This is a genomic window from Streptococcus suis (genome assembly GCF_019794615.1).
Lineage (GTDB): Bacteria > Bacillota > Bacilli > Lactobacillales > Streptococcaceae > Streptococcus > Streptococcus suis_AI.
The window spans coordinates 46351-72069 of record NZ_JAIMDU010000003.1; the positions used below are offsets into that span (position 1 = coordinate 46351).

19 protein-coding genes and 1 pseudogene are annotated in these 25719 nt (G+C 40.7%); 17 read left to right on the forward strand and 3 right to left on the reverse strand.

Going from position 1 to position 25719, the window contains the following annotated elements:
* Position 1 precedes the first annotated feature (1 nt).
* The 6 genes from mnmG to rpsD all read left to right on the forward strand — a co-directional run bounded on the left by mnmG (position 2) and on the right by rpsD (position 6885).
* On the forward strand, positions 2-1918 hold the full coding sequence (gene mnmG, locus K6V43_RS01640) for a tRNA uridine-5-carboxymethylaminomethyl(34) synthesis enzyme MnmG (RefSeq protein WP_222381245.1): 1917 nt from the start codon (positions 2-4) through the stop codon (positions 1916-1918).
* An 84-nt stretch (positions 1919-2002) separates the two neighbouring features.
* On the forward strand, positions 2003-3964 hold the full coding sequence (locus K6V43_RS01645) for a DHH family phosphoesterase (protein WP_222381285.1): 1962 nt from the start codon (positions 2003-2005) through the stop codon (positions 3962-3964).
* Positions 3965-3975: 11 nt separating this feature from the next.
* Positions 3976-4428 (forward strand): 50S ribosomal protein L9, encoded by a 453-nt coding sequence (gene rplI, locus K6V43_RS01650; protein ID WP_222381247.1) that lies wholly within the window; start codon positions 3976-3978, stop codon positions 4426-4428.
* Between the two features lie 31 nt (positions 4429-4459).
* Positions 4460-5815 carry a replicative DNA helicase gene (dnaB, locus tag K6V43_RS01655; protein ID WP_024391328.1) on the forward strand — a complete coding sequence of 452 codons (1356 nt, stop codon included), beginning with the start codon at positions 4460-4462 and terminating at the stop codon, positions 5813-5815.
* Between the two features lie 3 nt (positions 5816-5818).
* Positions 5819-6070 carry a Veg family protein gene (locus K6V43_RS01660; RefSeq protein ID WP_024391327.1) on the forward strand — a complete coding sequence of 84 codons (252 nt, stop codon included), beginning with the start codon at positions 5819-5821 and terminating at the stop codon, positions 6068-6070.
* A 203-nt stretch (positions 6071-6273) separates the two neighbouring features.
* Entirely contained in the window at positions 6274-6885 is a 612-nt protein-coding gene (gene rpsD / locus K6V43_RS01665) for a 30S ribosomal protein S4 (RefSeq protein ID WP_024391326.1), read from the forward strand.
* Positions 6886-7134: 249 nt separating this feature from the next.
* Here the strand turns inward: rpsD and K6V43_RS01670 are convergent, their stop codons facing one another.
* Positions 7135-7338 (reverse strand): KTSC domain-containing protein, encoded by a 204-nt coding sequence (locus K6V43_RS01670; RefSeq protein WP_024391325.1) that lies wholly within the window; start codon positions 7336-7338, stop codon positions 7135-7137.
* Between the two features lie 733 nt (positions 7339-8071).
* Here K6V43_RS01670 and K6V43_RS01675 point away from each other — a divergent pair.
* From K6V43_RS01675 to K6V43_RS01685, 3 genes are all read left to right on the forward strand, one after another.
* A complete protein-coding gene (locus K6V43_RS01675; RefSeq protein ID WP_228381239.1) occupies positions 8072-8518 on the forward strand; it encodes a DUF6568 family protein in 447 nt (148 codons plus the stop codon).
* Between the two features lie 159 nt (positions 8519-8677).
* Entirely contained in the window at positions 8678-10192 is a 1515-nt protein-coding gene (locus K6V43_RS01680) for a flavocytochrome c (protein ID WP_222381249.1), read from the forward strand.
* Between the two features lie 84 nt (positions 10193-10276).
* Positions 10277-11623: a metallophosphoesterase gene (locus K6V43_RS01685; protein ID WP_222381251.1), complete on the forward strand. Its 1347-nt coding sequence runs from the start codon at positions 10277-10279 to the stop codon at positions 11621-11623.
* Between the two features lie 287 nt (positions 11624-11910).
* Here the strand turns inward: K6V43_RS01685 and K6V43_RS01690 are convergent, their stop codons facing one another.
* Both K6V43_RS01690 and K6V43_RS01695 read right to left on the reverse strand, forming a co-directional pair.
* Positions 11911-13218 (reverse strand): sensor histidine kinase, encoded by a 1308-nt coding sequence (locus tag K6V43_RS01690; protein WP_222381252.1) that lies wholly within the window; start codon positions 13216-13218, stop codon positions 11911-11913.
* Complete coding sequence (locus K6V43_RS01695; RefSeq protein ID WP_172129871.1) at positions 13215-13928, reverse strand: LytR/AlgR family response regulator transcription factor; 714 nt, start codon at positions 13926-13928, stop codon at positions 13215-13217. The genes K6V43_RS01690 and K6V43_RS01695 overlap by 4 nt, the downstream gene beginning before the upstream one ends.
* 239 nt (positions 13929-14167) lie before the next feature.
* Here K6V43_RS01695 and K6V43_RS01700 point away from each other — a divergent pair, with 239 nt between their 5' ends.
* The 8 genes and pseudogenes from K6V43_RS01700 (at position 14168) to K6V43_RS01740 (ending at position 25654) form a co-directional block, all read left to right on the forward strand.
* On the forward strand, positions 14168-17077 hold the full coding sequence (locus K6V43_RS01700; protein WP_222381253.1) for a glycoside hydrolase family 3 protein: 2910 nt from the start codon (positions 14168-14170) through the stop codon (positions 17075-17077).
* 37 nt (positions 17078-17114) lie between these two features.
* Entirely contained in the window at positions 17115-17594 is a 480-nt protein-coding gene (locus K6V43_RS01705; protein WP_222381255.1) for a GtrA family protein, read from the forward strand.
* Positions 17595-17743: 149 nt separating this feature from the next.
* Positions 17744-20143, forward strand: a complete 2400-nt coding sequence (locus K6V43_RS01710) for a glycoside hydrolase family 3 C-terminal domain-containing protein (RefSeq protein ID WP_222381287.1) — start codon at positions 17744-17746, stop codon at positions 20141-20143.
* 44 nt (positions 20144-20187) lie between these two features.
* Positions 20188-21201, forward strand: coding sequence for a glycosyltransferase family 2 protein (locus tag K6V43_RS01715; protein WP_172019389.1), 1014 nt, complete (start codon positions 20188-20190; stop codon positions 21199-21201).
* 68 nt (positions 21202-21269) lie between these two features.
* Positions 21270-22181 carry an aldo/keto reductase gene (locus K6V43_RS01720; protein WP_222381257.1) on the forward strand — a complete coding sequence of 304 codons (912 nt, stop codon included), beginning with the start codon at positions 21270-21272 and terminating at the stop codon, positions 22179-22181.
* A gap of 192 nt (positions 22182-22373) precedes the next feature.
* A pseudogene (locus K6V43_RS01730) lies at positions 22374-22748 on the forward strand (GNAT family N-acetyltransferase); the annotation flags it as partial.
* 229 nt (positions 22749-22977) lie between these two features.
* Positions 22978-24729 (forward strand): aspartate--tRNA ligase, encoded by a 1752-nt coding sequence (gene aspS / locus K6V43_RS01735; protein ID WP_222381258.1) that lies wholly within the window; start codon positions 22978-22980, stop codon positions 24727-24729.
* Positions 24716-25654: a YitT family protein gene (locus K6V43_RS01740; RefSeq protein WP_024391310.1), complete on the forward strand. Its 939-nt coding sequence runs from the start codon at positions 24716-24718 to the stop codon at positions 25652-25654. The genes aspS and K6V43_RS01740 overlap by 14 nt, the downstream gene beginning before the upstream one ends.
* Positions 25655-25719: the final 65 nt, after the last annotated feature.

Genomic DNA, 25719 nt, shown 5'->3' on the forward strand with positions numbered 1-25719 from the left:
TATGACACACACATTTGCAGAAAACTATGATGTCATCGTAATTGGAGCGGGGCATGCTGGTGTAGAAGCGGGCTTGGCAGCCAGTCGGATGGGTTGTAAGACCTTGCTTGCGACCATTAACTTGGATATGGTGGCATTTATGCCCTGTAATCCATCTATTGGTGGCTCAGCCAAGGGGATTGTGGTACGGGAAATTGATGCCCTAGGTGGTGAAATGGGCCGAAACATTGACAAAACCTATATTCAGATGAAAATGCTCAATACTGGTAAGGGACCAGCTGTTCGTGCTTTACGGGCTCAGGCTGATAAGGCAGAATATGCATCGGAAATGAAGCGGACGGTGGAACGTCAAGAAAATTTGACCCTGCGTCAAACCATGATTGATGAGATTTTGGTCGAAGACGGTAAGGTTGTAGGTGTTCGTACTGCTACTGATCAGAAATATTCAGCAACAGCAGTCGTGGTAACGACTGGTACAGCCCTACGTGGAGAAATCATCATTGGAGATCTCAAGTATTCGTCAGGGCCTAACAATAGCCTAGCTTCTATCACGCTGGCGGATAATCTGAAAGAATTGGGACTTGAAATTGGTCGTTTCAAGACAGGGACACCACCACGTGTGAATGCTCGTACTATAAACTACGAGGAGACAGAAATTCAACCTGGCGATGAAAAACCAAACCACTTTTCATTCTTGTCAAAGGATGAGGATTATTTACAAGACCAAATTCCTTGTTGGTTGACCTATACCAATGCGACCAGCCATGAGATTATCAACAGTAATCTTCACCGAGCACCCATGTTTTCAGGCATTGTCAAGGGGATTGGTCCCCGTTATTGTCCATCTATCGAGGACAAGATTGTACGTTTTGCCGACAAGGAACGCCACCAGCTTTTCCTAGAGCCAGAAGGTCGTCACACAGATGAAATTTATGTCCAAGGGTTGTCGACTAGTTTGCCTGAGGATGTTCAAAGAGAGTTGGTTCATTCAATCAAGGGATTGGAAAATGCTCAAATGATGCGAACAGGTTATGCAATTGAGTATGACATGGTTATGCCTCATCAGTTGCGCGCTACATTGGAAACCAAAAAGATTTCAGGGCTGTTTACAGCAGGACAAACAAACGGAACATCAGGCTACGAAGAGGCAGCAGGCCAAGGAATTATTGCTGGTATTAATGCGGCCCTCAAGGTACAGGATAAACCAGAATTGATTTTGAAACGAAGCGATGGCTATATTGGGGTCATGATTGATGACCTAGTGACTAAGGGAACTGTTGAGCCTTATCGTCTCTTGACCAGTCGGGCTGAATACCGCTTGATTTTGCGTCATGATAATGCAGATATGCGCTTGACAGAAATCGGTCGTCAGGTTGGATTGGTAGACGATGAACGCTGGCAGGTCTTCCAAATCCACAAAAATCAATTTGATAACGAAATGAAACGTTTAGAGTCTATCAAACTCAAGCCAGTCAAAGAAACCAACGAAAAAGTTGTTGCAATGGGCTTTAAACCTTTAACTGATGCACTGACTGCAAAGGAATTCATGCGTCGCCCTGATGTAACGTATGCTGATGTTGTTGCATTTATTGGCCCTGCGGCAGAGGACTTAGATGCAAAAACAATTGAGTTGATTGAAACGGAAGTCAAGTATGAGGGATACATTGCTAAGGCCATGGATCAAGTTGATAAGATGAAACGCATGGAAGAAAAACGAATTCCAGCAGATATAGACTGGGATGATATTGATTCGATTGCAACCGAGGCTCGTCAAAAATTTAAGCTGATTTCCCCAGAAACAATTGGACAGGCAAGTCGGATTTCAGGCGTCAATCCCGCAGATATTTCCATCCTAATGGTATATTTAGAAGGACGCAGTCGCTCTATTGCGAAAAATAAGAAGAAAGATAGCCTTTAGTGCTTATCTTTTTCTTTTAAGCAGGTGGTACCAAAACTAGAATTTTCTTGCATTTTATGGTAAAATGGCAGGCAGAGGTTAATGATGAAAAAGTTTCGTTTTTCGACAATTCATTTTGTCATGATAGGTGTGATATTATTTGGTTTGGTTGCAGTTCTCCATCGAATGTTTCCAATGGGCATCGTTACGGTTTTTGCACTCTTCTTAAGTCTCGTCTTACTCGTATCTTTATTTGTATACCAGAAGTATTCATATGAATTTAGTGAGTTGGAGCAGATTGAGTATTTAAATACTCAGGCAAATTCTGGATTAATGAAGCTGTTAGATAAAATGCCAATCGGTGTCATTAAAGTAAAAACTGACAGCAATCAGGTTGAATGGTTTAATCCATTTGCAGAACTAATATTTGCAAAAGAAAATGGGGAGTTTGATGAAAAAAAACTCCGAGAAATCATTGATGTGGGATTGGATGAAGAGCGGACCTATGCAAATTTTTCAGGCAAAAGGTACACTGTAAATGTTGACTTTGATCAAGGATTGTTCTATTTTTTTGATGCGTCCACAGAATACACAGCAACAAATAGCTTAATTGGTAGCAGACCGGTTATTGGCATTATTTCTGTTGACAACTATGATGAGTTAGAAAATTCAGTGACCGACTCACAGATTAGCCAAGTAAATTCATTCTTAGCTCAATTTGTTTCAGATTTTTGCCACGAGTACGGTATTTATTACCGCCGTGGAACGATGGACCGATTTTATTTCTTTACAGATTATGCAGTTCTAGAGAAATTGATTGAGAATAAATTCTCAGTTATTGATAAGTTCCGAGAAGAAGCAAAAAAATTGGAGTTGGGTTTGACTTTAAGTATGGGGATTGCTTTTGGTAATGAGAATCACCATCAAATAGGACAAGCAGCACTTCAAAATTTAAATATGGCTGAAGTTCGTGGTGGCGACCAAGTTGTTGTCAAGGAAAATGATGAAAGCAAGCAGCCGCTGTTCTTTGGAGGCGGTTCAGCTTCGTCAGTCAAACGAACACGAACACGGACACGGGCCATGATGACGGCTGTATCCGACAAACTGAAATCAGTTGATGCCGTTTTTGTTGTAGGACATCGTAATTTAGACATGGATGCACTCGGATCAGCAGTAGGGATGCAATATTTTGCACAAAATATTATGAATAATGCCTATACCGTGTATAATCCAGATGAAATGGCACCAGATATTGAACGTGCTGTGAAGAAATTGTTGGAAGAAAATTGCTCTAATTTAATCACGATTGATGAAGCACTAAAATTAGTCACTTATGAGTCCTTACTCATTATGGTAGACCATTCTAAAATTGGATTGACCTTGTCACAAAAACTATTTGAGAAGTTTAATCAAGTGGTTGTTGTGGATCACCATCGTAGGGATACGGATTTTCCAGATAATGCGATTCTGACCTATATCGAAAGTGGAGCAAGCTCTGCAAGTGAGTTGGTAACGGAGCTCATTCAGTTCCAGAATGATAAACACCATAAGTTAAATAGACTTCAATCAAGCCTTTTGATGGCGGGTATTATGCTGGATACCAAGAATTTCACGTCACGCGTGACCAGTCGTACATTTGACGTAGCTAGTTATTTACGTACACGTGGCAGTGATAGTTTGGAAATTCAGCAAATTTCTGCGACAGACTTTGAAGAATATCGTCAGATTAATGAGTTAATTTTACGAGGGCAAAAAGTTGAACCACATGTGGTCATTGTTTGTGCTGATGAGACGAAAGACTATGACAATATAATCCCAAGTAAAGCAGCCAATACTATTTTAGATATGGCAGGGATTGAAGCAGTATTTGTACTCACAAAAAATATCAAAGGATATGTGGCAATTTCTGCGAGAAGTCACAGCAAAGTCAATGTTCAACGGATTATGGAAGAAATGGGCGGAGGCGGTCACTTTAATTTAGCTGCTGCCCAAGTGTATGATCAAACGATAGAAGAGGTTTGTGAAGCACTCACTACGATAATACGGGAAGAAATAAAAGACAGTTAAGGAGTTAGAAGATGAAAGTAATCTTTTTAGCAGATGTTAAAGGACAAGGAAAAAAGGGCGAAATCAAGGAAGTTCCAACGGGTTATGCTCAAAATTTCTTGATCAAAAAAAACTTGGCAAAAGAAGCTACAAATCAAGCAATTAGCGCACTTCGTGGCCAAGAAAAATCAAAAGAAAAAGCTCATGCGGAGATGATGGCAGAGGCTGAAAGTATTAAAGCTAAATTGGCTAAAGAAACGACCTTGGTGACCTTTGTTGAAAAAGTTGGTCCAGATGGACGTACATTTGGTTCTATTACAAGCAAGAAGATTGCAGAAGAATTGGATAAACAATTTGGAATCAAGATTGACAAACGTCATATTCAATTAGATCACCCTATTCGTGCGATTGGTTTGATTGAAGTTCCTGTTAAAATTTATCAAGATGTAATAGGTCTTATTCAATTGAGCATCAAAGAAGCCTAGGACACTACTTAGCCAGTGAGGAGGTGAGGTCTTGGCAGAGTTAGAAGAATTACGAGTACAACCTCAGGATATTTTAGCGGAGCAGTCCGTTTTAGGCGCGATTTTTCTTGATGAAGGAAAGCTTGTTTTTGTCCGTGAGTATATTGAGGCGGAAGACTTTTTCAAACATGCCCACAAGTTAATTTTTAAAGCGATGATTGCCCTTTCTGACAGGAATGAGGCAATTGATGCGACAACCATGCGCAACTATCTTGTCAACCATGGTGATTTGGAAAATATTGGTGGCTTGGCTTATTTGGCGGAAGTCATCAGTTCTGTACCGACAGCAGCCAATGCGGAATTCTATGCCAAGATTGTTGCGGAGAAATCAAATCTTCGTAAGTTGATTGCCCGTTTGACGGATGCAGTCAATCAAGCCTATGAAGGAGCAGATGGCTCAGATGACATTATTGCTAATGCTGAAAAAGCTTTAATTGATGTCAGTGAGGGAGCAAGTCGGAGTGGCTTTAAGAGAATTGACGACGTTCTAAATATCAACTTTGATAACTTAGAAACACGAGCCAAACAGACATCCGATATTACAGGTATCGCGACTGGCTATCCTGCCCTCGATGCTATGACAACGGGTTTGCATGAGGAAGAGTTGATTATTCTTGCGGCTCGTCCTGCGGTTGGTAAGACGGCATTTGCTCTCAATATTGCACAAAATATCGGTACAAAACTGGGCTTGACAGTTGCTATCTTCTCTTTGGAGATGGGTGCAGAAAGCTTGGTTGACCGTATGCTCGCTTCTGAGGGAGTTATCAATTCGAGGGCTATTCGTACGGGGCATTTGACGCAGGAGGAATGGAACAAGTACATGGTGGCTCAAGCTAATTTGGCTCGAGCAAGTATCTATATTGATGATACACCAGGTATCAAGATTACCGAAATTCGCTCGCGTTCTCGTAAATTGGCGCAGGAGACTGGAAATTTGGGTTTGATTTTGATTGACTATCTCCAGTTGATTACAGGAACCGGTCGAGAAAACCGTCAACAAGAAGTTTCAGAGATTTCTCGACAATTGAAAATTCTAGCCAAGGAATTAAAAGTTCCAGTTATTGCTCTAAGCCAGTTATCACGTGGTGTGGAGCAACGTCAAGATAAACGTCCTGTCTTGTCTGATATCCGTGAGTCAGGGTCTATTGAGCAGGATGCGGATATCGTTGCCTTCTTGTATCGTGATGATTATTATGAACGTGGAGAGCAAGAAGATGGCGGCATTCCAAACAATACGGTTGAAGTTATCATAGAAAAAAACCGTTCCGGTGCGCGTGGTACTGTGGAACTAATGTTCCAAAAAGAATATAATAAATTTGCAAGTATTTCCAAGAGAGAGGATGGATAGAGAATGAGTGATGCATTTACAGATGTTGCCAAGATGAAGCAAATCAAGCAAGATATCAAAGAGCATGAGGGTCAAGTTGTTGAATTAACCCTTGAAAATGGTCGGAAGCGAGAAAAGAATAAACAAGGACGTATTGTAGAGGTTTATCAGTCTCTCTTTATCGTTGAGTTTGAAGATCCCAACAATACCTTCGTAGAATCTTATACTTATTCAGACATTTTGACAGAAAAGATATTGATTCATTATTTGGATTAATCGCTATATAAGGCTTTACAGAGCCTTTTTTTTGTGCTATACTAATCTTTGTGCGAAATAACAGCAGGGCAAAATGAAGCTCGTCAACAGAAGGTCAGCAAGAAGAGTAATCGTTGCTGTTTCGATGAAGGCCTCCTGCACGAATCAGGTTTGCTTAAAACGTTATTTCCTACAATAATAATTATTTTAGGAGGACATAACAAATGTCACGTTATACAGGACCATCTTGGAAACAAGCTCGTCGTCTTGGCTTGTCATTGACAGGTACAGGTAAAGAATTGGCACGTCGTAACTACGTACCAGGCCAACACGGACCAAACAACCGTTCTAAATTGTCAGAATACGGTTTGCAATTGGCTGAAAAACAAAAATTGCGTTTCTCTTACGGTTTAGGTGAAAAACAATTCCGTAACTTGTTCGTACAAGCTACTAAAATCAAACAAGGTACAGTTGGTTTCAACTTCATGCTCCTTTTGGAACGTCGTTTGGACAACGTTGTTTACCGTCTTGGTTTGGCAACTACTCGTCGTCAAGCTCGTCAATTTGTAAACCACGGTCATATCCTTGTTGATGGTAAACGTGTTGATATCCCATCATTCCGCGTTGAAGTTGGTCAAGTAATCTCAGTTCGTGAAAAATCATTGAACGTTCCAGCTATCCGCGAAGCAGTTGAAGCAACTCTTGGTCGTCCAGCTTTCGTATCATTCGATGCTGACAAACTTGAAGGTTCATTAACTCGCTTGCCAGAACGCGATGAAATCAACCCAGAAATCAACGAAGCCCTTGTCGTAGAATTCTACAACAAAATGCTTTAATATTAAGAAATATCTTACAGAAAGCCTACAACAGTGGGCTTTTTGCTTTGTCTTAAAACGTTAATTTCTGGGTTTGCTCCCCTTTTTGCTTTTCTGTAAAGTAAGTTGGTAGCATCAAAGTAGGATATAGATTTTTTGCGCTTCCCTAGCGGTGTAAACATATGTATTGAAGGATAGAGCAACTTTGCTTATAGTATAATAAGTCATTAGCTATACTAAACCCGCATAAATCCTCAAAAGATAAAAATGCTATTCACTTACTCTAATGAATGCATGGGTTTTACCTATCCGCCTCACTTTTTTGTCAATGGCACCAGTTAGAGAGCGAATGTAGTCCCCCTCAGATACATCTTTGTATTGATGAATCAGACCAGACACATATTCTACTTCCATTATTTCATTTTCCCACCCAATAGACTTGACCATCCTGGCTTTTACATTTCTACGTAGCAATTTATTTCCTCTCTTGATTGAAAATGCTCCATACAATCTATACGAATACGTTGGAGAACTCCCCCACAGTATAGGCTGAAGGAATTGAATCAATTTCTACTCAATAAGTAGTTGTCAGTAGCTATAATGCTATTATATCATGGCGAAGAGCATGGAGCGTTTCAAAAGCAACGAATATGTCAGAAAAGAATGTGTAGGATAAAAGAGTTAATTCTCAATGAAAAACAAAATCCGACTTGCTCCAAAGGTTCGGGGAACCTTTGGAGGTTGGAAATAAGGCGAACAAAGTTCGCTACAAAAAGGTTCGGGGAACCTTTGGAGGTTGGAAATAAGGCGAACAAAGTTCGCTACAAAAAGGTTCGGGGAACCTTTGGAGGCTAGGAAAAGGCGAACGTAGTTCATTTTGCTCAGATGCAGATAGAACTCTGTTCCTTTTATATTTCAAGGGAACAGGCTGTCAAGCTCCACTGGAGCTTGACACTCATCAAATCAAGTCAACAATGTCTAATTTTGATTTTCGCAGAGAATAAATTGATGTTTGTAGGGAAAATAGCCAATCTTTTAGCTCATTGGATGAGATTTTTTTGCATTACCTTACTACAAGTCTATGATAGAGGATTTTTACTTAATTTTGATATAATTAACTTATTAGTAGGGTTTTCGAATTGTATTTCCTATTACCACCGTGTGGCTAAAAAATAGGATGTACAATCAATTGATTAGGAGATTTATCGTGCGTAAATATATTGTTTTGCTTTTACTTAGTATTGTTGGAATTGGGGCATCCGTATTTCTTGTCCGACAATCCACTAGTTCAACAGAATCGGAATACCGTCAGGCAGTGAAAACGTATCAGACTATTTCCATTAGTGAACTGGAAGAAAAATTGGATCGGCAAGATGATTTTATTCTGTATATTGGGAGGGAAACGTGTCCTTATTGTAGAGCATTTGTGCCTAAACTGACCCAAGCTGTTGAAGAGACGGGGAAGACAGTTTTCTACCTTGATAGTGAGAACGATCCAGATGGGAAGATTGATTTATTTCGTCAGGCAAGCGGTTTGAAGACAGTACCCAGTCTAACCTATTTTAAATCAGGAAAATTGAATGGCTTGTTAAGAAAAGGAAGTCAGGCTTCCCAAGATGAGATAAAGCAATTCCTGCAGTTGCTAACTGAATAAACTAAATAAAATTGCACAATTTTTCGAGTAAATTATGCAATTTTTTCATACATTTTTTTGTTTATAACTATAAACATTGTGAAATTTATTTCAAATAAGATTGAAAAAGATTTCACAATTTTGTATAATAGTTGTATCAGATAAAATTGGAGGTTTATCATGAAAAAGAAAACGTTGTTAGGCTTGTTTATGAGTCTACTTGCTGTAGTATTTTTGGTTGCATGTGGAGGTAAATCTGAAAATACTGCCACATCTTCATCATCTACAAGCTCTTCATCAGAAGAAGCTGTATCAGGTGCATCTGAGAAAGTTTATACTGATCCATCTGAGTTGAAAGATAGTTATGATGTTATCGTCGTTGGTTCTGGTGGTGCAGGGATGTCTGCTGCTATATCAGCTAAAGATGCTGGCGCTAGTGTTGTTTTATTGGAAAAAATGCCTGTAATTGGTGGGAATACAGCTAAATCATCAGCTGGTATGAACGCTTCACAAACTAAATTCCAAGAAGCGGAAGGTATTGCTGATACCAATGATAAATTCTATGAAGAAACCCTTAAAGGTGGTAAGGGTACAAACGATCCTGAATTACTACGTTACCTTGTAGATCATTCTGCTAGTGCAATTGACTGGTTGGACGGAATGGGAATTACTCTTAGCAACCTTACTACAACTGGTGGTATGAGTGAGAAACGTACCCACCGCCCAGCAGATGGTTCAGCTGTTGGTGGCTACTTAGTAAATGGTCTTTACCATAATCTTGTTGAACGTGAAGTACCAATTTTTGTAAATGCAGATGTGACAAAACTGCAAGACAAAGATGGTGCCGTAACAGGTGTTGAGGTAGAAATTGCTGGAGAAACGAAGAAAATTTCAGCAAAAGCTGTTGTGTTGGCTACGGGTGGTTTTGGAGCAGACTTGGAAATGGTTGCAAAATTCAATCCTGCCCTTGAAGGCTATGTAACAACTAACCAACCTGGTTCAACAGGTGACGGTATTGCGCTTGCTGAATCAGAAGGTGCAGCAACTGTTGATATGGAACAAATCCAAATTCACCCAACCGTAGAGCAAGAAACCTCTTACTTGATTACAGAAGCAGTTCGTGGTGAAGGTGCTATCCTTGTCAATTCTAAAGGGGAGCGCTTTGTTAATGAGTTGGAAACTCGTGATAAAGTTTCAGCAGCGATTAATGCTTTAGATCCTAACTACGCTTATGTTATCTTTGATGATGCCTTGAAAGATCGTGTGAAAGCTATTGCTCAATACGAAGAAAAAGGTCTTGTAAAAACAGGTGCTACTCTTACAGATTTGGCTAAAGAAATTGGTGTATCTGCGGAAACACTTCAAACAACACTTGATACTTGGAACAAGGCTGTAGCGGATAAAAATGATGCGGCATTTGGTCGTACATCTGGTATGGATCATGCTTTGGATACAGGTTCTTATCATGCGATTAAGGTTGCTCCAGGTATCCACCATACGATGGGTGGTGTGAAAATCAATACCAATACTCAAGTATTGAAGACAGATGGTTCAGCAATCTCTGGTCTTTATGCTGCTGGCGAAGTAACTGGTGGTGTTCATGGTCAAAACCGTATTGGTGGTAATGCTGTGGCAGACATCATCGTATTTGGTCGTCAGGCTGGTGAACAAGCAGCAGGATTTGCAAAAAAATAATAAATGACTAAAGGAGTTAGACAGATTAATTGTCAAACTCCTTTTTCTTGTCGCTCTTTCTTTAAGATGGTATACTTTTAGGGTATGAAGAAGAAAATAATATTACTGGCAGGGACCTTAATTTGTTTGATGGTAGTCTGGTCAGTTATGACCGGTCAGCGTCAGCAATCCTATGACGATACAGAATTAACAGACCAAGATAAAATTTGGATCATCACTGATTTACATTATTTATCACAAGATTTATTTGATGATGGAGAGGCTTTTTCCTATATAGAAAAAACTGCTGCTGGCAAGGATTTGCGCTATGGAAAAGAGCGGATGGAGGCCCTGGTTGAACAAGTAGAGCGTGAGCATCCTTCTTTGCTACTAGTTAGTGGTGATTTGTCTCTCAACGGTGAAAAACAGAGCATGGTTGAGTTGGCACAATATTTTACACAGATTGAAGAAAAAGGAACGGAGGTTTTGGTCATTCCTGGCAACCATGATATTGCTAGTGGATGGGCTAGAGCCTTTAAAGGAAATCAGCAGGAAGTGACGGATCAGGTCACTTCTCAGCAATTTGAAGATCTCTTTGCTGATAACGGCTACCAGCAAGCCAGCAGTCGTGATCAAGCCTCATTGAGCTATCTGGCCAAGCCATTTTCCAATGCATGGTTTCTGATGATAGATAGCAATATCTACGCTAGTGGGCAAGGAGATGGTGCACCGACTACTGATGGACGTATCAAAAAAGAGACCTTGGATTGGATAGAAGTACAGCTTCAGGCTGCCAAGGAAGCTGGAGTGAGCCTGATACCTGTTGTCCATCACAATGTCTTGCAACAGCATGCTATGCTCACAAAAGGGTATACTTTGGATAATGCTGCCGATTTGAAGGCCTTGTTCAATCAATATGGCATTCAATTTGGTTTTTCAGGCCACACTCATTCTCAGAATATTGTTGAAGAAGACTTGGGGCAAGTCAGCTATACTGAAGTGGTCAATGGTGCATTTTCTATTTACCCATCTATTATCGGCCAATTGAGCCTTGATGATACAAGCATTCGCTATCAAAAAACTCAACTTGATATGGCTTCGTGGGCAGAAAAGCACCAGCCTAGTGATCCGAATTTGCAGGATCACATAAGCTACTTACAAACCGTCTTTGACAGTACCAGTGATATTATGGTGCACAATGCTTTGAACGATGAACATTGGTATGATGGCGAGACAGCGGATGCTATTTCACAATTTATCATGCCAGCCAATCGTGCTTATTTTTCAGGAGAAAAATTGGATCAGACTTGGCTTGATGAGACAGTATTTCCAAGCCAAGCCTATCAGACCTTGCAAGTAGTGTCACCAAGAAGTTTCTTAGCTGACTATCTTGATGTGATTATAAAACGGAGTCAAAATCGAGATGTAGAGCAAGTGACGGTTTCTAAATGACGAATAGAAAGAAGGCTGGGCAAGCCCAGTCTCGCTTCTCAGAGTTCGTGTCAACATCTCTGCGCAGTGGTTGATTGGCAGATTTGTTCGTGTTTCACACTCCAAATCTGACCATAACGACTGTTGCGAACGGAGTTCGCTTCATTTCCAACCTCCAACTGTCTCCTAGACAGTTGGAGCTGTACGGGGGTGGGAGTAAAATAGTCCAGTGGACTATTTTAGCCCGAACCTACTGTTTGGAGGTGAGGGGAACTCTTTTTGACTAGTCGAATTATTTCCCACTCCCTCTATGCTTGTAAGGGGAGAATGATTTTTAGTTGCACCCAATTATCTTCCTTGCTAAGTGTGAGACTGCCCCCGTATTTATTGGCAACATACTCCATACTCTTAAGACCGAATCCGTGATAGTCCTTATTTGTTTTTGAAGTTTCAGGGAGCTGTCCTGTGGATAAGTCTAGTGAAGAAGTATCGTAGTTGTCTAATCGAATGATGAGAAATTGCTGATGGCTGGCAACCTTTAAAGTAATCAAGCGCTGTTCAGGGTTATCTATTTTTTCAACAGCCTCGATGGCATTGTCAATGGCATTTCCAAACAGAGCTGAAATATCCATTACATCCATAAAATGAAGGGGCTCTCCCTGAACAATACAGGTAAAGTTAATACCATTTTGCAAACAGTAATAATTTTTTTGGCTGAGAATGGTATCTAGAACGGGATTTCCTGTTTCAATCTTGGCATCAAGTGTCTGGATCACCTCGCTCATTTCCTCTAGGTATTGTTCCTTTTTAGTTTTATCCGATTCTTGCTGAATGATGGCCAGTTGATGCTTTAAATCATGGACCTTACGGTCAAGAATTTCACTGTTTTCACGATAGGCTTGGTATTGCTTGTATTGAAGTTGAAACATATTATTGATAGAAGTCAACTCCTGCCGTAAATAGCGATCATATTGTTGAGATTCTTGGGTGAATAGGAGCAGAAGACCAGAGAGATTGACGGTTGTCCGAAGGATGAAAATGCTGGTCGAGTCTTGAAATTGGCGCGTGCCTGAGAGGATGAAACCAATATTACTAAGAACAAAGATAGATAAGGTTGTAAAGACAGCTACCGTCACATCTCGCTGCTCAATGAATTTATCCAATTCTTCTAAGTGAACTTTTTTATCTTGTAGATAGATGAGCCAGTAAGAAAGTAGAGAAGTTATCAACAGAAATAACCCCTGTGTCCACAAGTTATCCACAGGTTGTTGATAAATCGTCAAACAGTAGAGATGCCAAGTAATGGAGGCTACTAATTCGGCAATAATAAAGGCTTTTGCTGTCAAATAGAGACTAGTCCTCTTGTGGAAAACTCCAAGCAATCGAATGGAAACAAACATCCAAGCGATATTGATGCCCATTCCCACAGTCCAAAAAAACAAAGGGAGTTTGCCAGCCACAAGTTGAAGTAAGATTTGTATGAGGAAAATCAGGAGGATACGGAACTGTTTGCGTGACCATTTTTCAGACAAAACAAGTGAGGAACAGACCAGTAGGCAGGCCAAGCTTTCTGTTAGAGCAGTATAGAAACGTGGAATATCAGGGAAGTTGATCATAGTAGGCTATCTCCGATGAAGTTGGTTAGAGCAGTCATAAATTCTTTTTTCCTTGGGCGGCTAATCGGCAAGGCTGTATTTGTGACGTAAACAAGGTTACCTTCCACTTTTTGAACATGGGACAAATTGATGATATAGGCCGAGTGGGCTCGTACAAACAATTTACTGTCTAACATGGCTTCGAGATTCTTGAGACTATTATTGGTAATCGTTAGGCCACCGTCAACTGTGTAGATGTGAACCTGATGTCCTTGACTTTCTAGGTAAACAATATCTTCTTGATAGAGTTTTACAGTGGATTGCTTGCTTTTTATATACAAACTTTGTTTCTCTTGGCTATCGGGTAATTTTCTAAGAATTTTTTTAAAATGTTCCTCAAAGACGAAGGAGCTCAGTGGTTTGAGAAGAAAATCAATGGCCTCAACAGAATAGCCCTGAATAGCGACATGGGAATGATTGGTCACAAAAACGATGAGAACATCTTTATCCACAGACCGAATCTTTTGAGCGGTGGTCATCCCGTCCATAATCTCCATCTCGACATCTAGGTAAATCAGATCAAATTGTTTTTGATAGTCACTAGTGATATGGAGACCGTCATTAAAACAGCTGATTTCCACTACAATACCAGCTTTTTGGCAGTAGGTTTTGATATAGTTGGACAATCTCTCTTGCTCGATTTTTTGATCTTCTACAATCGCGATTTTCATAAAGTACCCCTTTTATTTTCTATCAGTATATCAAAATTAAGATGAAATTGTTAGCTATATTTTAGAAAAATCAAATGATAAAATAGCAAGAGTAGGATTATTTTTCTCAATTTACAAATTATGAAGGTTAAATGACAGATTATGAAGAAAGGGTTTTCATTAAGTATGTTAATTGATATAGTAGATTCAAGAAAAAGAAAAGGCTTACATGAAAGCCGAAACGTTTAGGAGGAAGTCTTATGAAGGCTTGGAAAAAACTTGGTTTAGCAAGTCTAGTTACTCTGATGGGAAATGTTGGAGTAACGGTATTTGCGGAAGATTATGCTAGTTCCTATCAAGCATGGGATGCGGCAGGGATTGCAAAGATTGTTTTAATATGTGCTAGTTTAGCAGTTGTAGCTCTATTCGCATACTATATTTACAAAGGTGTGAAGAATAAGGCATTTGTTTCCAAAAAATCAAAGATCTTTACTTCACTTTTGGCATTGTTAGGTGTAATATTCATTGGTGCCAACTATGCTGTCAATATGTTTGTCAATGTAATCGACACCTATTTTGCGCCGTCTTATGCAGATGAGACAAAAATAGCTAAGGCAGAAGAGGTTTCTAAATCTTTGGTAACAACTATTCAAGAAGAAGGCACTGTCTTGCTTGAAAACAAAAATCAGACCTTACCACTAAAAAAATCTTCTAAGGTAAACGTGTTTGGTATTTCTTCCGTAGCAGTTACTTACGGGGGATCTGGATCAGGTGCTGCAGATGAGTCCAAAAACGTCAATCTGCAACAAGGTCTTGAAAATGCTGGTTTTGAAGTCAACAGTGAATTGACCGATTTCTATACAGAAAACCTCCCAGAAAAAGAAGGTACCAACATCTTCTCCCTCAATGGCGGAGATTACAATATCTATGAGCCAACTCAAGACAAATACACAGATGAATTGCTAACAAATGCGAAGAATTTCTCAGACACAGCCTTAGTAGTCATTTCTCGTAATGGTGGTGAAGGGGCAGACCTTCCACAAAATATGGCAGAATACCAACAAGGTGACAAGGATAAGCACTATCTTGAACTTCAAGATGTTGAGAAGGCTATGCTGAAAACTGTGACTGAAAACTTTGACAAAGTTGTTGTATTGGTCAACTCTTCAAATGCTATGGAACTTGGCTTCTTAGAAGATGCCGGTGTCGATGCTGCTCTGTGGATTGGTGGACCTGGCTCAACTGGTTTGAACGGTGTAGCAAATATCTTGGTAGGAGATGTTAACCCGTCTGGTCGTTTGGTTGATACCTACGCCTATGACTTGACAACCAACCCAACCTACTGGAATACAGGTGACTTTTCTTATACAAATATTACTTATGAGAAAACTCCATGGGGTGCAACAGAGCCACAAACCTTCAACTACAAATTTGTCGACTACCAAGAAGGGATTTATCTAGGCTATCGTTACTATGAAACTCGCTTTGTTAATAATGCGACTGGAACAGTTGATGAGGCAGCCTACGATGCAACGGTGCAGTATCCATTTGGCTATGGGTTGAGCTATACGACATTTAACCAAGAAATCACCAGCATGAAAGAAAATGGTGACAAGATTGAAGTGAATGTCAAGATAACAAACACTGGTGAGGTAGCTGGTAAAGAAGTTGCCCAGGTTTATTACACTGCTCCATATACAGAAGGAGGAATTGAAAAATCCCATGTTGTATTGGCTGGTTTTGACAAGACAGATGTGCTCGAGCCAGGTAAGAGTGAGGAATTAACCATTTCATTTGATCGTGATGACATGGCATCTTACGATGAGAAGACTGAAAAAGCCTATGTCTTGGATAAAGGTGACTACCAAATCAAACTTATGAATAATGCTCATGATGTATTGGATTCAGAAACCTATACAGTTGACAGTAAAGAAGTCTTGAATCAACGTTCGTCTGATAAGGCAGAGGTAACCAACGCCTTTGAATATGCTGTTGGTGATGTAAAGTATGTAACCCGTGCGGATTGGGAAGGTACTCTTCCAACTGAACGCACAAAAGATAAAGAAGCTAGCGAGCAAATCGCTAAAGAAATTAACAATTCAAACTTCCGCATTGACGAAGCTTCTGAAACACCGATTGATACTGTGACGACAGAAGACAATGGGCTTCGTTTGGTTGATATGATTGGTGCAGACTATGATGATGACCGTTGGGAACAATTAGTTGCTCAAATGTCCGTTGATGAAATGGTGAACTTAATCGGTTACGGTGGTTACGCAACAGGAGCAGTCAAATCAATCGATAAACCAGCTGTTGTTGACTTGGACGGCCCTGCCGGTATTAACGGTATCTTCCAAGGTATCAAAGGTATCCAATACAACTCAGAAGTCGTTGTTGCATCTACTTGGAATACTGACTTGGCTGAAGAAATGGGTGATGCTTTTGCCAAAGAAGCTTTAGCTCATGGTATCGTTGGTTTGTATGCACCAGCTGTGAACATTCACCGTTCTCCATTCTCAGGACGAAACTTTGAGTACTATTCAGAGGATCCACTGATTTCAGGTAAAATGGCAAGTTCACTTGTAGCAAAAGCGCTGGAAAATGGTGTTTATACCTTTACTAAACATTTTGCGCTCAATGACCAAGAAGATAACCGTGAAGGTGTGGCAACTTGGTCTAACGAACAAGCAATCCGTGAAATCTACCTTAAAGCCTTTGAAATCCCTGTCAAAGAAGGTGGGGCGACTGCCATTATGTCATCATTTAACCGTATTGGTACCCTCTGGGCAGGTGGTAATGGAAATCTATTGAATACTGTCCTTCGTGATGAGTGGGGCTTCAAAGGAATGGTTATTACAGACTATGATGGTCAAGACTACATGAGTCCAGATCAGGCTATCCGCAACGGTGGCGACCTCATGTTAACGCCTATGGGAGATCTTCCAACTGCCACTTCAACGGGTACTGAGGAAGGTGTTGCAGCCCTTCGTCAGGCAAGCAAAAATATCTTATATACCGTTGCTCATTCTGCAGCCTTTGACATCTACAAACCAAAAACTAAATGGTGGATTGTCGTGTTGGTAGCAAGCAATATTGCCCTTGTTGGTTTGACAGGTTTCGGTCTTGTAAAACTAACAAGTAAGAAAAAAGAAGAAAAAAACGCAGCATAACAAGGGGGGCATCCCCTTGTCTTGCATAGGAGACAGTATGAAAGAATGGATTGCCAAACACCCAGACTTGTGGGAATTTATCAAGTTTAATGTGTTATCAAACATAGCGACCATTACAAATTTCTGTGTTCTGTGGTTGTCAACAAATTTCCTCTTTACAGCCTTGTCAAGTCAGCCATTTGACTGGTTCATCTTCCATTATTCCGTAGAAAATGGCGGTTTGAACGGCTTTCTCTCCTTCCTCTTAGCCTATGTAGCAGCGCAAGTTGTCAATTACATTGTACAAAGGAAGTTGGTATTTGGGGCAGAAAATGATATTTCCAAAACCCTCCATTGGTATATCATTACTGTTCTAGTTGCAGGAATTTTGTCCATTGTGCTACCACCTTACACTACTCAGCTTTTTACATCATGGGGCTTGAGTTTGGGTTGGGCACAGACAGCAGCCAATTGGGTCAATATTTTCGTTCAAGTGGCTGTCAACTATCCGATGATGAAGTTTGTAATCATGAAATAAGAAGTGATGCACACAATCTCCCTAGTATTTTCTGGGGAGATTTTTTATAGCAGATTATGCCTAAAATCGGACAGATTATGAAGAAAGCGTTTTAATTGTACGCTTCGTCTGATATGATAATGATAAAGAAATAGAATGAGGAAAAGATGATGAAGCATCAGGAGATTATTAATCGTTTAACATTGGAAGAAAAAGCAGCTCTCATGTCAGGAAAATCTGTTTGGGAAACCAAGGATTACCCTGAAAAAGGAATTCCATCTATCTTTTTGTCTGATGGGCCACATGGAATTCGCAAGCAAGAAGGTGAAGGTGATCACTTAGGGCTGAATGCCTCTGTCCCTGCAACTTGTTTCCCAACAGCTGCTACCTTAGCAAATTCTTGGGATGTGGATCTGGTTGAACGTGTCGGACAGGGTCTCGGTGCAGAAGCAAACAGCTTGGGTGTCAATGTCATTTTGGGGCCGGGGCTTAATATTAAGCGCAGTCCCTTATGTGGTCGAAACTTTGAGTATTATTCAGAAGATCCTTATCAGGCGGGAAAACTGGCGGCCGCAATGATTCGAGGGATGCAGTCGCAAGGTGTTGCGGCAACGCCTAAGCATTTGGCTGTAAACAGTCAGGAATTGCGACGTATGGCTTCAGACTCCATTGTAGATGAGCGCACGCTGAGAGAGCTCTATCTGACAGGATTTGAAATTGCTGTTCGTGAAGGAAATCCAAAGGCAATCATGTCTGCCTATAACAAAATAAACGGCATCTATGCTAATGAAGACAAGCGCCTCTTGCGTGACATTCTTCGTGACGAATGGGGCTTTACTGGCTTTGTCGTATCGGATTGGGGAGGCTCTAATGACCATGTCCTCGGTGTTGAAAATGGTAGTCATTTGGAAATGCCAGGTACTAAAAAGGTCGGTCAAAAGGAAATCATTGATGCTGTTCAGTCTGGTCGTCTATCCGAGCAAGTATTGAATGAGCGCGTGGATGAGCTACTTGATGTGGTTTTGGAGTTGGCCAATGCTGAAAAACAGACTGTAGATTATTCTGCACAACATGAATTGGCCCGTCAGGCTGCTGCTGAAAGCATTGTATTATTAAAAAATAAGGATCATGTCTTGCCCTTATCTAGAGAGATAAAAATAGCCCTCATCGGAGAATTTGCCCAAAATCCTCGCTATCAGGGAGCCGGCTCTTCTTTAATCAATACAAGACAATTAGATAAAACAGTGGATTGCATAGCAGATTATCCATTAAATATCATTGGTTACGAACAAGGCTATCAACGTGTAGATAAAGAGGATGGGGAGTTAGTTGACAAGGCTGTCAATCTTGCAAACCAAGCAGAGCTTGTTCTGTACTATATGGGGCTGGATGAAATGAGTGAAAGTGAAGGCTTGGATCGTCAACATATAAGTCTCCCCAAAAACCAGTTATCCTTACTGAATGCCTTGGTAGGGACAGGTAAAAAAATTGTTGTTGTCCTATCAGCTGGTTCGGTTGTGGATATGAATTGGGATGTGGATGTAGATGCAGTTCTTCACGGCTATCTATCAGGAGAAGCTGGCGCTAGAGCTATGTTAGATACCTTGACAGGTCGTGTCAACCCGTCAGGGAAATTAAGCGAAACCTATCCTGTTGAGTTGGCAGATGTTCCGTCTTCTGAGGGCTATCCTGCTGAGGGAGATTTTGCCCTCTATAAGGAAGCTCTCTATGTAGGCTACCGTTACTTTACAAGTGTTGACAAGGCTGTCAAGTATCCCTTTGGCTATGGATTGTCTTACACAGATTTTTCTTACAGTCAATTAGAAGTGTCTGAATCAGGGATTTCCGTCACGATTACTAATACAGGAATGGTAGATGGGGCTGAGATTATCCAATTGTACGTAGGCAAAGAAGACAGTCAGATATACCGATCTGTAAAGGAATTAAAAGGCTTCAAAAAAGTATTTATAAAAGCAGGCGAGTCCAAACAGATTTTTATTCCTTTTGAGGGCTATACGTTCCGTTATTTTAATAAAGAGACAGGCCAATTTGAAGTAGAGGCTGGAAATTATCTCTTGTATGTAGGTGCAAATAGTCAAGATATTCGCTTAGTTGGTGAGATTACCCGAGAAGGCACTGTGGACCAATTTCCTGCTACAGAACAGATTCCGACTTATTTGACAGCCCAAGTGCAGGCTGTCTCATCACAGGATTTTGCACAATTGCTTGGACGTCCAGTTCCAGAAGAAACCTGGAAAATTGGTCAAGAATTGAGCCTAAACGATCCAGTTTTGAAACTCCAATTTGCGAAGAGTGGGTTGGCACGTGGCGTGCATAAACTATTGGCTAGCTTACTGAAAAAAGCAGAACAAAAAGGGACTCCTGACTTGAACCTGCTGTTCCTTTATAATATGCCATTTAGGGCAATGGCAAAGATGACAGGAGACATGCTCGATTTACCAATGGTAGAAGGGATTCTAACTATTGTCAATGGCCATTTTTTCAAGGGTTTAGGCCAACTATGGAGAGCCTATCAAGCAAAAAGAAAATATCAAAAGCAACTTTCCTGAAAATGTGATAAAATAGTAACAAATTGTGTCAAATGGAGAGAAAGATGACCTTACTAAGTATTGCCATTCCGAGTTATAATTCGGAGGCTTACCTTCATTACTGTGTTCATTCCCTTGTAATGGGTGGTGACAAGGTTGAAATTCTGATTATTAACGATGGGTCGACCGATCGGACTCAGGAAATCGCAGAGGGACTAGAGAATCAATTTTCAAACGTACGTGCCATCTATCAGGACAATAAGGGCCATGGCGGAGCTGTAAATACAGGGATACGTGAGGCCAAGGGGAAGTACTTTAAAGTTGTAGATTCAGATGACTGGGTCGATACTAGGGCCTATTTGAAGATTTTGGAAAGTTTACAGGATTTAGAAGAAGCAAATACACCTGTTGATGCCTTCATTTCCAACTTTGTTTATGAAAAAGAGGGACAATCTCGTAAAAAATCCATGTCTTATCAATCCACTCTACCTGAGAACCGTATATTCGGCTGGGAAGATGTTGGTGCCTTTCCAAAGGGACAGTACATGATGATGCATTCCTTGATTTACAGGACTGAGTTGTTAAGAGAGGTCGGTCTCGTTCTACCAGAGCATACTTTCTATGTGGATAATATTTTCGTATTTACCCCTTTGCAGGCTGTGAAAACCATGTACTATCTACCAGTAGATTTTTATCGTTACTTTATTGGTCGAAATGACCAGTCTGTCAATGAGTCCGTCATGATTAAACGAATTGACCAGCAGTTAAAAGTCAATCGGATTTTAGTGGATGATTTAGATTTAGAGGCAATTGATAATCCTGATTTACGGAGTTATTTACTCAATCACGTAGAGATTACTACCATTATCTCCTGTGCACTTCTCAATCGTGCGGGAACAGCTGAGCATATGATGAAAAAGCAAGAATTATGGCACTATATTCGGGATAACAATCCATCTCTATTTAAGATCGTTCGAAAAGGGTTACTCGGTCAATTAACTAACCTTTACGGTTATCCAGGCCGAAAGATTTCCAATGCCGTCTATAAAATCGCGAAAAGAATTTATGGATTTAACTAAAACTCAGTTTCGGCTGAGTTTTTCTGCTATAATGAGTAGAAGAAAAACGTTTACAAGGAGTAGTACACATGCAAGAATTAGGACAGACAGGTTTACAGGTTTCTCGAATTGCTCTAGGCTGTATGCGGATGGCTAGTCTGACAGCGCAGGAAACAGCTAAAGTGTTAGATACAGTCGTTGGACAGGGAGTCAACTTTTTTGATCATGCGGATATTTATGGTGGTGGTGTGTCAGAAATTCGCTTTGCTCAGGGCACCAAGTTGGCAGGTCTCAAGCGTGAGGACCTGCTTCTCCAATCAAAATGTGGCATTCGTAAAGGTTATTTTGATTTCTCAAAAGACTATATTTTGGAATCTGTAGATGGGATTTTGAAGCGCTTGGATACAGAATATTTAGATGTTCTTGCCTTGCATAGACCAGATGCTCTAATGGAAGCAGAGGAAGTGGCAGAAGCCTTTTATCTCTTGAAAAAAGCAGGGAAGGTTCATTATTTCGGCGTCAGCAACCAAAACATTTACCAAATGGAGTTATTGCAATCCTATCTCGATCAACCGCTTGCAGTTAATCAATTGCAGCTCTCTCCTGCTCATACGCCTTTGATTGATGCTGGATTACATGTCAATATGAAAGATGATGCTGCGACTATGCGTGATGGTGGGCTGATTGATTATTGCCAGCTTAAAAAAATCACTATCCAAGCCTGGTCTCCTTTCTTGATTGATTTGCAACGAGGTATTTTTGCCAATCATCCTGACTATGCTCTTTTAAATCAAACGATTGGGGAAATAGCAGAGCGATACAATGTTTCACATGAAACAATTGTCGTAGCTTGGATTTTGCGCCATCCAGCAAAGATTCAAACCATTGTTGGGTCCATGAATCCAGATCGTCTGACCAAGATTGCACAAGCTAGTCAGATTACCTTGACTCGACCAGAATGGTACGAAATATATAAAAGTGCAGGCAACATCTTGCCCTAGGAGGCAACTATGCAGTGGGAAATAAAAGCATTTGACCAATTAAGTTTACAGGAGCTTTACAGCATCTTGACACTGAGAACCGATGTATCAGTCATTTAGTTTTTCTTTTATTACTTCGTTAACTCGCTTTACCGTACTTTAGTACAGCTTGCAGCTCGTTGCCTCGTACTAAAAGTAAACTAAAAGACTTAATTTGTACTTGAACAAGCCTGTCCCTATCCTGAAGTTGACGGTAAGGATCCAAACTGTCTTCATCTTTTGGGAACTGATGAAGGAGAGTTAGTGGCTTACTTGAGAATCTTGACAGCTGGTCTAAGTTATGATGAAGTTTCCATCGGTCGTGTGGTCATCAAGTCAAGTCATCGTGGCAAAGGTTTAGGTCGACCAATGATGGAGCAGGCAATTCACTTTATTACAAACGAATGGAAAGAAAGTCAGATTAAAATTGGTGCCCAAGCCCATTTAAAAAAGTTCTATAGTTCGTTAGGTTTTGAGCCAGTTTCAGAAGTCTATCTAGAGGACGATATTCCGCATTTAGATATGTTTTATACTAAACCAGTCGTTTAAGGCTGGTTTTTTTAGCCTGTACCCACGAGTAAAGTTATATAAGAGATAGTTTTTGAAGGAATACTGACTAGATCTTGAAAAACTAAGGCTGAGTAGCTGAATAAAAAGCCTAAGATAGGTGTGCTGGACGGTGAATGCAGGTTCTTGGATTTTTCTCGGCAATTTCCCCCAAAAATCAGCCATTTTATGGTAGAATGAATAGGTATAAAATCAGTAAAAGAGGAAGAAAATGAAACGTTCTATGTACGCTGGACGTGTTCGTAAGGAACATGTCGGACAGGAAATTACTCTGAAAGGTTGGGTTGGTCGCCGTCGTGACTTAGGTGGCCTGATTTTCATTGACTTGCGTGACCGTGAAGGCATTATGCAATTGGTGATTAACCCTGAGTCAGTTGAAGCTGAAGTGATGGCAAAAGCGGAGAGTCTTCGTTCCGAGTTTGTTATCGAAGTAACAGGAACGGTTGTGGAGCGTGAGCAAGCTAATGACAATATCCCGACAGGAGCTGTTGAACTGCAAGTAACCAGCTTGACAGTGTTGAACACGGCTAAGACAACTCCGTTTGAAATCAAGGATGGCATTGAAGCTAGTGATGATACCCGTCTTCGTTACCGTTATTTGGATCTTCGCCGTCCAGAAATGCTCAACAACTTCAAATTACGTGCAGCTGTAACCCACAGTATTCGCAACTACTTGGATGACTTGGAATTTATTGATGTGGAGACGCCAATGTTGACTAAGTCAACACCAGAAGGTGCGCGTGACTACTTGGTGCCATCTCGTGTGTCCAAAGGTCATTTCTATGCTTTGCCACAAAGTCCACAGATTACAAAGCAGCTTTTGATGAATGCCGGTTTCGACCGTTACTACCAAATCGTTAAGTGTTTCCGTGATGAGGACTTGCGTGGGGATCGTCAACCTGAGTTTACACAGGTGGACTTGGAAACCTCATTCTTGAATGAAGTTGAAATCCAAGACATTGTAGAAGGATTGATTGCTAAGGTCTTGAAAGATACCAAAGGGATCGAGTTGACCTTGCCATTCCCTCGTATGGCCTATGACCATGCGATGAACTTCTACGGTTCAGATAAACCAGATACTCGTTTTGAAATGCTTTTGCAAGACTTGACAGCTGCTGTCAAGGAAGTTGACTTCAAGGTCTTCTCAGAAGCACCAGTTGTCAAAGCCATAGTGGTGAAAGGTGCGGCGGATAGCTACTCTCGTAAAGATATTGATAAATTAACAGATTTCGCGAAGCAATTTGGTGCTAAAGGCCTTGCCTGGGTAAAAGTTGATAAGGGCGAATTAGCTGGCCCGGTTGCCAAATTCTTGACAGGCGTTACAGAAAGCTTGACAGCAAGTTTACAACTTGAAGACAAAGACTTGGTTCTCTTTGTAGCTGATGAATTGGAAGTAGCTAATAATACCCTGGGGGCTTTGCGTAACCGCTTAGCAAAAGAACAAGGCTTGATTGACGAAAGCAAGTTCAACTTCCTCTGGATTGTCGACTGGCCAATGTTTGAGTGGTCTGAAGAAGAAGGTCGCTACATGAGTGCACACCACCCATTCACCTTGCCGACAGAAGAAACAGCTCATCATTTGGATGGTGATTTGGCGCAGGTGCGTGCAGTTGCCTATGATATTGTCTTAAATGGTTATGAGCTCGGTGGCGGTAGCCTTCGTATCAACCAAAAAGACATGCAAGAACGAATGTTCAAGGCTCTTGGTTTCTCAGCTGAAGATGCGCATGAGCAATTTGGTTTCTTGCTAGAAGCTATGGACTACGGCTTCCCACCACACGGAGGCTTGGCTATTGGTTTAGACCGTTTTGTCATGTTATTGGCTGGTGAGGATAACATTCGTGAAGTCATCGCCTTTCCAAAGAATAACAAGGCCTCTGATCCAATGACCCAGGCACCAAGTACGGTTGCCTCAGCACAATTAGAGGAATTGGCTTTAGATATTAAACTTGAAAATGAATAAATTTTTCAGAAAACAGCGTGTACTCTTCTTAAGAAAGGCCAGAAAAAATAAATTTTGGTCGGTTATTTCGGGGATCTCTCGGGAAAAATACGCAGAACGGATATCGGGGTCCATTATTTATGGACTCCTATCTAGTATCGCGGTGAATTTTTTCTTTAGACCTGGGAATGTCTATTCGTCTGGAGTCACCGGACTAGCACAAATTGTTTCTGCATTATCAGCCTCTTATGCAGGATGGAATATTCCTATTTCTGTAGTCTATTACGCTCTTAACATTCCCTTGCTGATTTTGGCTTGGTATAAAATTGGCTACAAATTTACCATCTTTACTTTTATTACGGTATCGTTTAGTTCTTTCTTTATCCAATTTATGCCACCAGTTACTCTGACGACAGATCCTTTAGTCAATGCTATTTTTGGTGGTCTTATGCTGGGAACTGGGATTGGATTTGCGCTTAGGAACAATGTATCCAGTGGTGGTACTGATATAGTTTCCATTATTATTCGCAAGAAGACGGGACGACAAGTTGGTTCCATTTCCTTGATTGTCAACATTATGATTATGTTGATAGCAGGAATGACATTTGGTTGGCAATACGCGTTGTATTCAATGGTTGCACTGTTTATCTCCAGTCGAATGACAGATGCGATTTTTGTGAAACAAAAACGGATGCAGGCCATGATTGTTACCAGTCATCCTGATCGCGTGATTAAGATGATACACAAGAAGCTTCACCGAGGGGTAACCATTATCAATGGTGCCGAAGGGGCGTATAATCATGAGCAAAAGACAGTGCTGATTGCGATTATTACTCGTGCAGAATTTAATGAATTTAAACATATCATGAAAAAAGCTGATAAATCTGCCTTCGTTTCAGTAGCAGACAATGTAAATATCATCGGTCGCTTCGTGGAAAGTGACTAATTGACAAACACTACATGTAGGAGTAAAATAGTATTTACAGTCTACATGTAGTGTTTTTAGTGTAA

Bases quoted from the DNA above. Each gene is read 5' to 3' on its own strand.
- mnmG (WP_222381245.1), top strand. From the start codon at position 2: ATGACACACACATTTGCAGAAAACTATGATGTCATCGTAATTGGAGCG.
- K6V43_RS01645 (WP_222381285.1), top strand. From the start codon at position 2,003: ATGAAAAAGTTTCGTTTTTCGACAATTCATTTTGTCATGATAGGTGTG.
- rplI (WP_222381247.1), top strand. From the start codon at position 3,976: ATGAAAGTAATCTTTTTAGCAGATGTTAAAGGACAAGGAAAAAAGGGC.
- K6V43_RS01660 (WP_024391327.1), top strand. From the start codon at position 5,819: ATGAGTGATGCATTTACAGATGTTGCCAAGATGAAGCAAATCAAGCAA.
- rpsD (WP_024391326.1), top strand. From the start codon at position 6,274: ATGTCACGTTATACAGGACCATCTTGGAAACAAGCTCGTCGTCTTGGC.
- K6V43_RS01680 (WP_222381249.1), top strand. From the start codon at position 8,678: ATGAAAAAGAAAACGTTGTTAGGCTTGTTTATGAGTCTACTTGCTGTA.
- K6V43_RS01685 (WP_222381251.1), top strand. From the start codon at position 10,277: ATGAAGAAGAAAATAATATTACTGGCAGGGACCTTAATTTGTTTGATG.
- K6V43_RS01690 (WP_222381252.1), bottom strand. From the start codon at position 13,218: ATGATCAACTTCCCTGATATTCCACGTTTCTATACTGCTCTAACAGAA.
- K6V43_RS01695 (WP_172129871.1), bottom strand. From the start codon at position 13,928: ATGAAAATCGCGATTGTAGAAGATCAAAAAATCGAGCAAGAGAGATTG.
- K6V43_RS01700 (WP_222381253.1), top strand. From the start codon at position 14,168: ATGAAGGCTTGGAAAAAACTTGGTTTAGCAAGTCTAGTTACTCTGATG.
- K6V43_RS01705 (WP_222381255.1), top strand. From the start codon at position 17,115: ATGAAAGAATGGATTGCCAAACACCCAGACTTGTGGGAATTTATCAAG.
- K6V43_RS01710 (WP_222381287.1), top strand. From the start codon at position 17,744: ATGAAGCATCAGGAGATTATTAATCGTTTAACATTGGAAGAAAAAGCA.
- K6V43_RS01715 (WP_172019389.1), top strand. From the start codon at position 20,188: ATGACCTTACTAAGTATTGCCATTCCGAGTTATAATTCGGAGGCTTAC.
- K6V43_RS01720 (WP_222381257.1), top strand. From the start codon at position 21,270: ATGCAAGAATTAGGACAGACAGGTTTACAGGTTTCTCGAATTGCTCTA.
- aspS (WP_222381258.1), top strand. From the start codon at position 22,978: ATGAAACGTTCTATGTACGCTGGACGTGTTCGTAAGGAACATGTCGGA.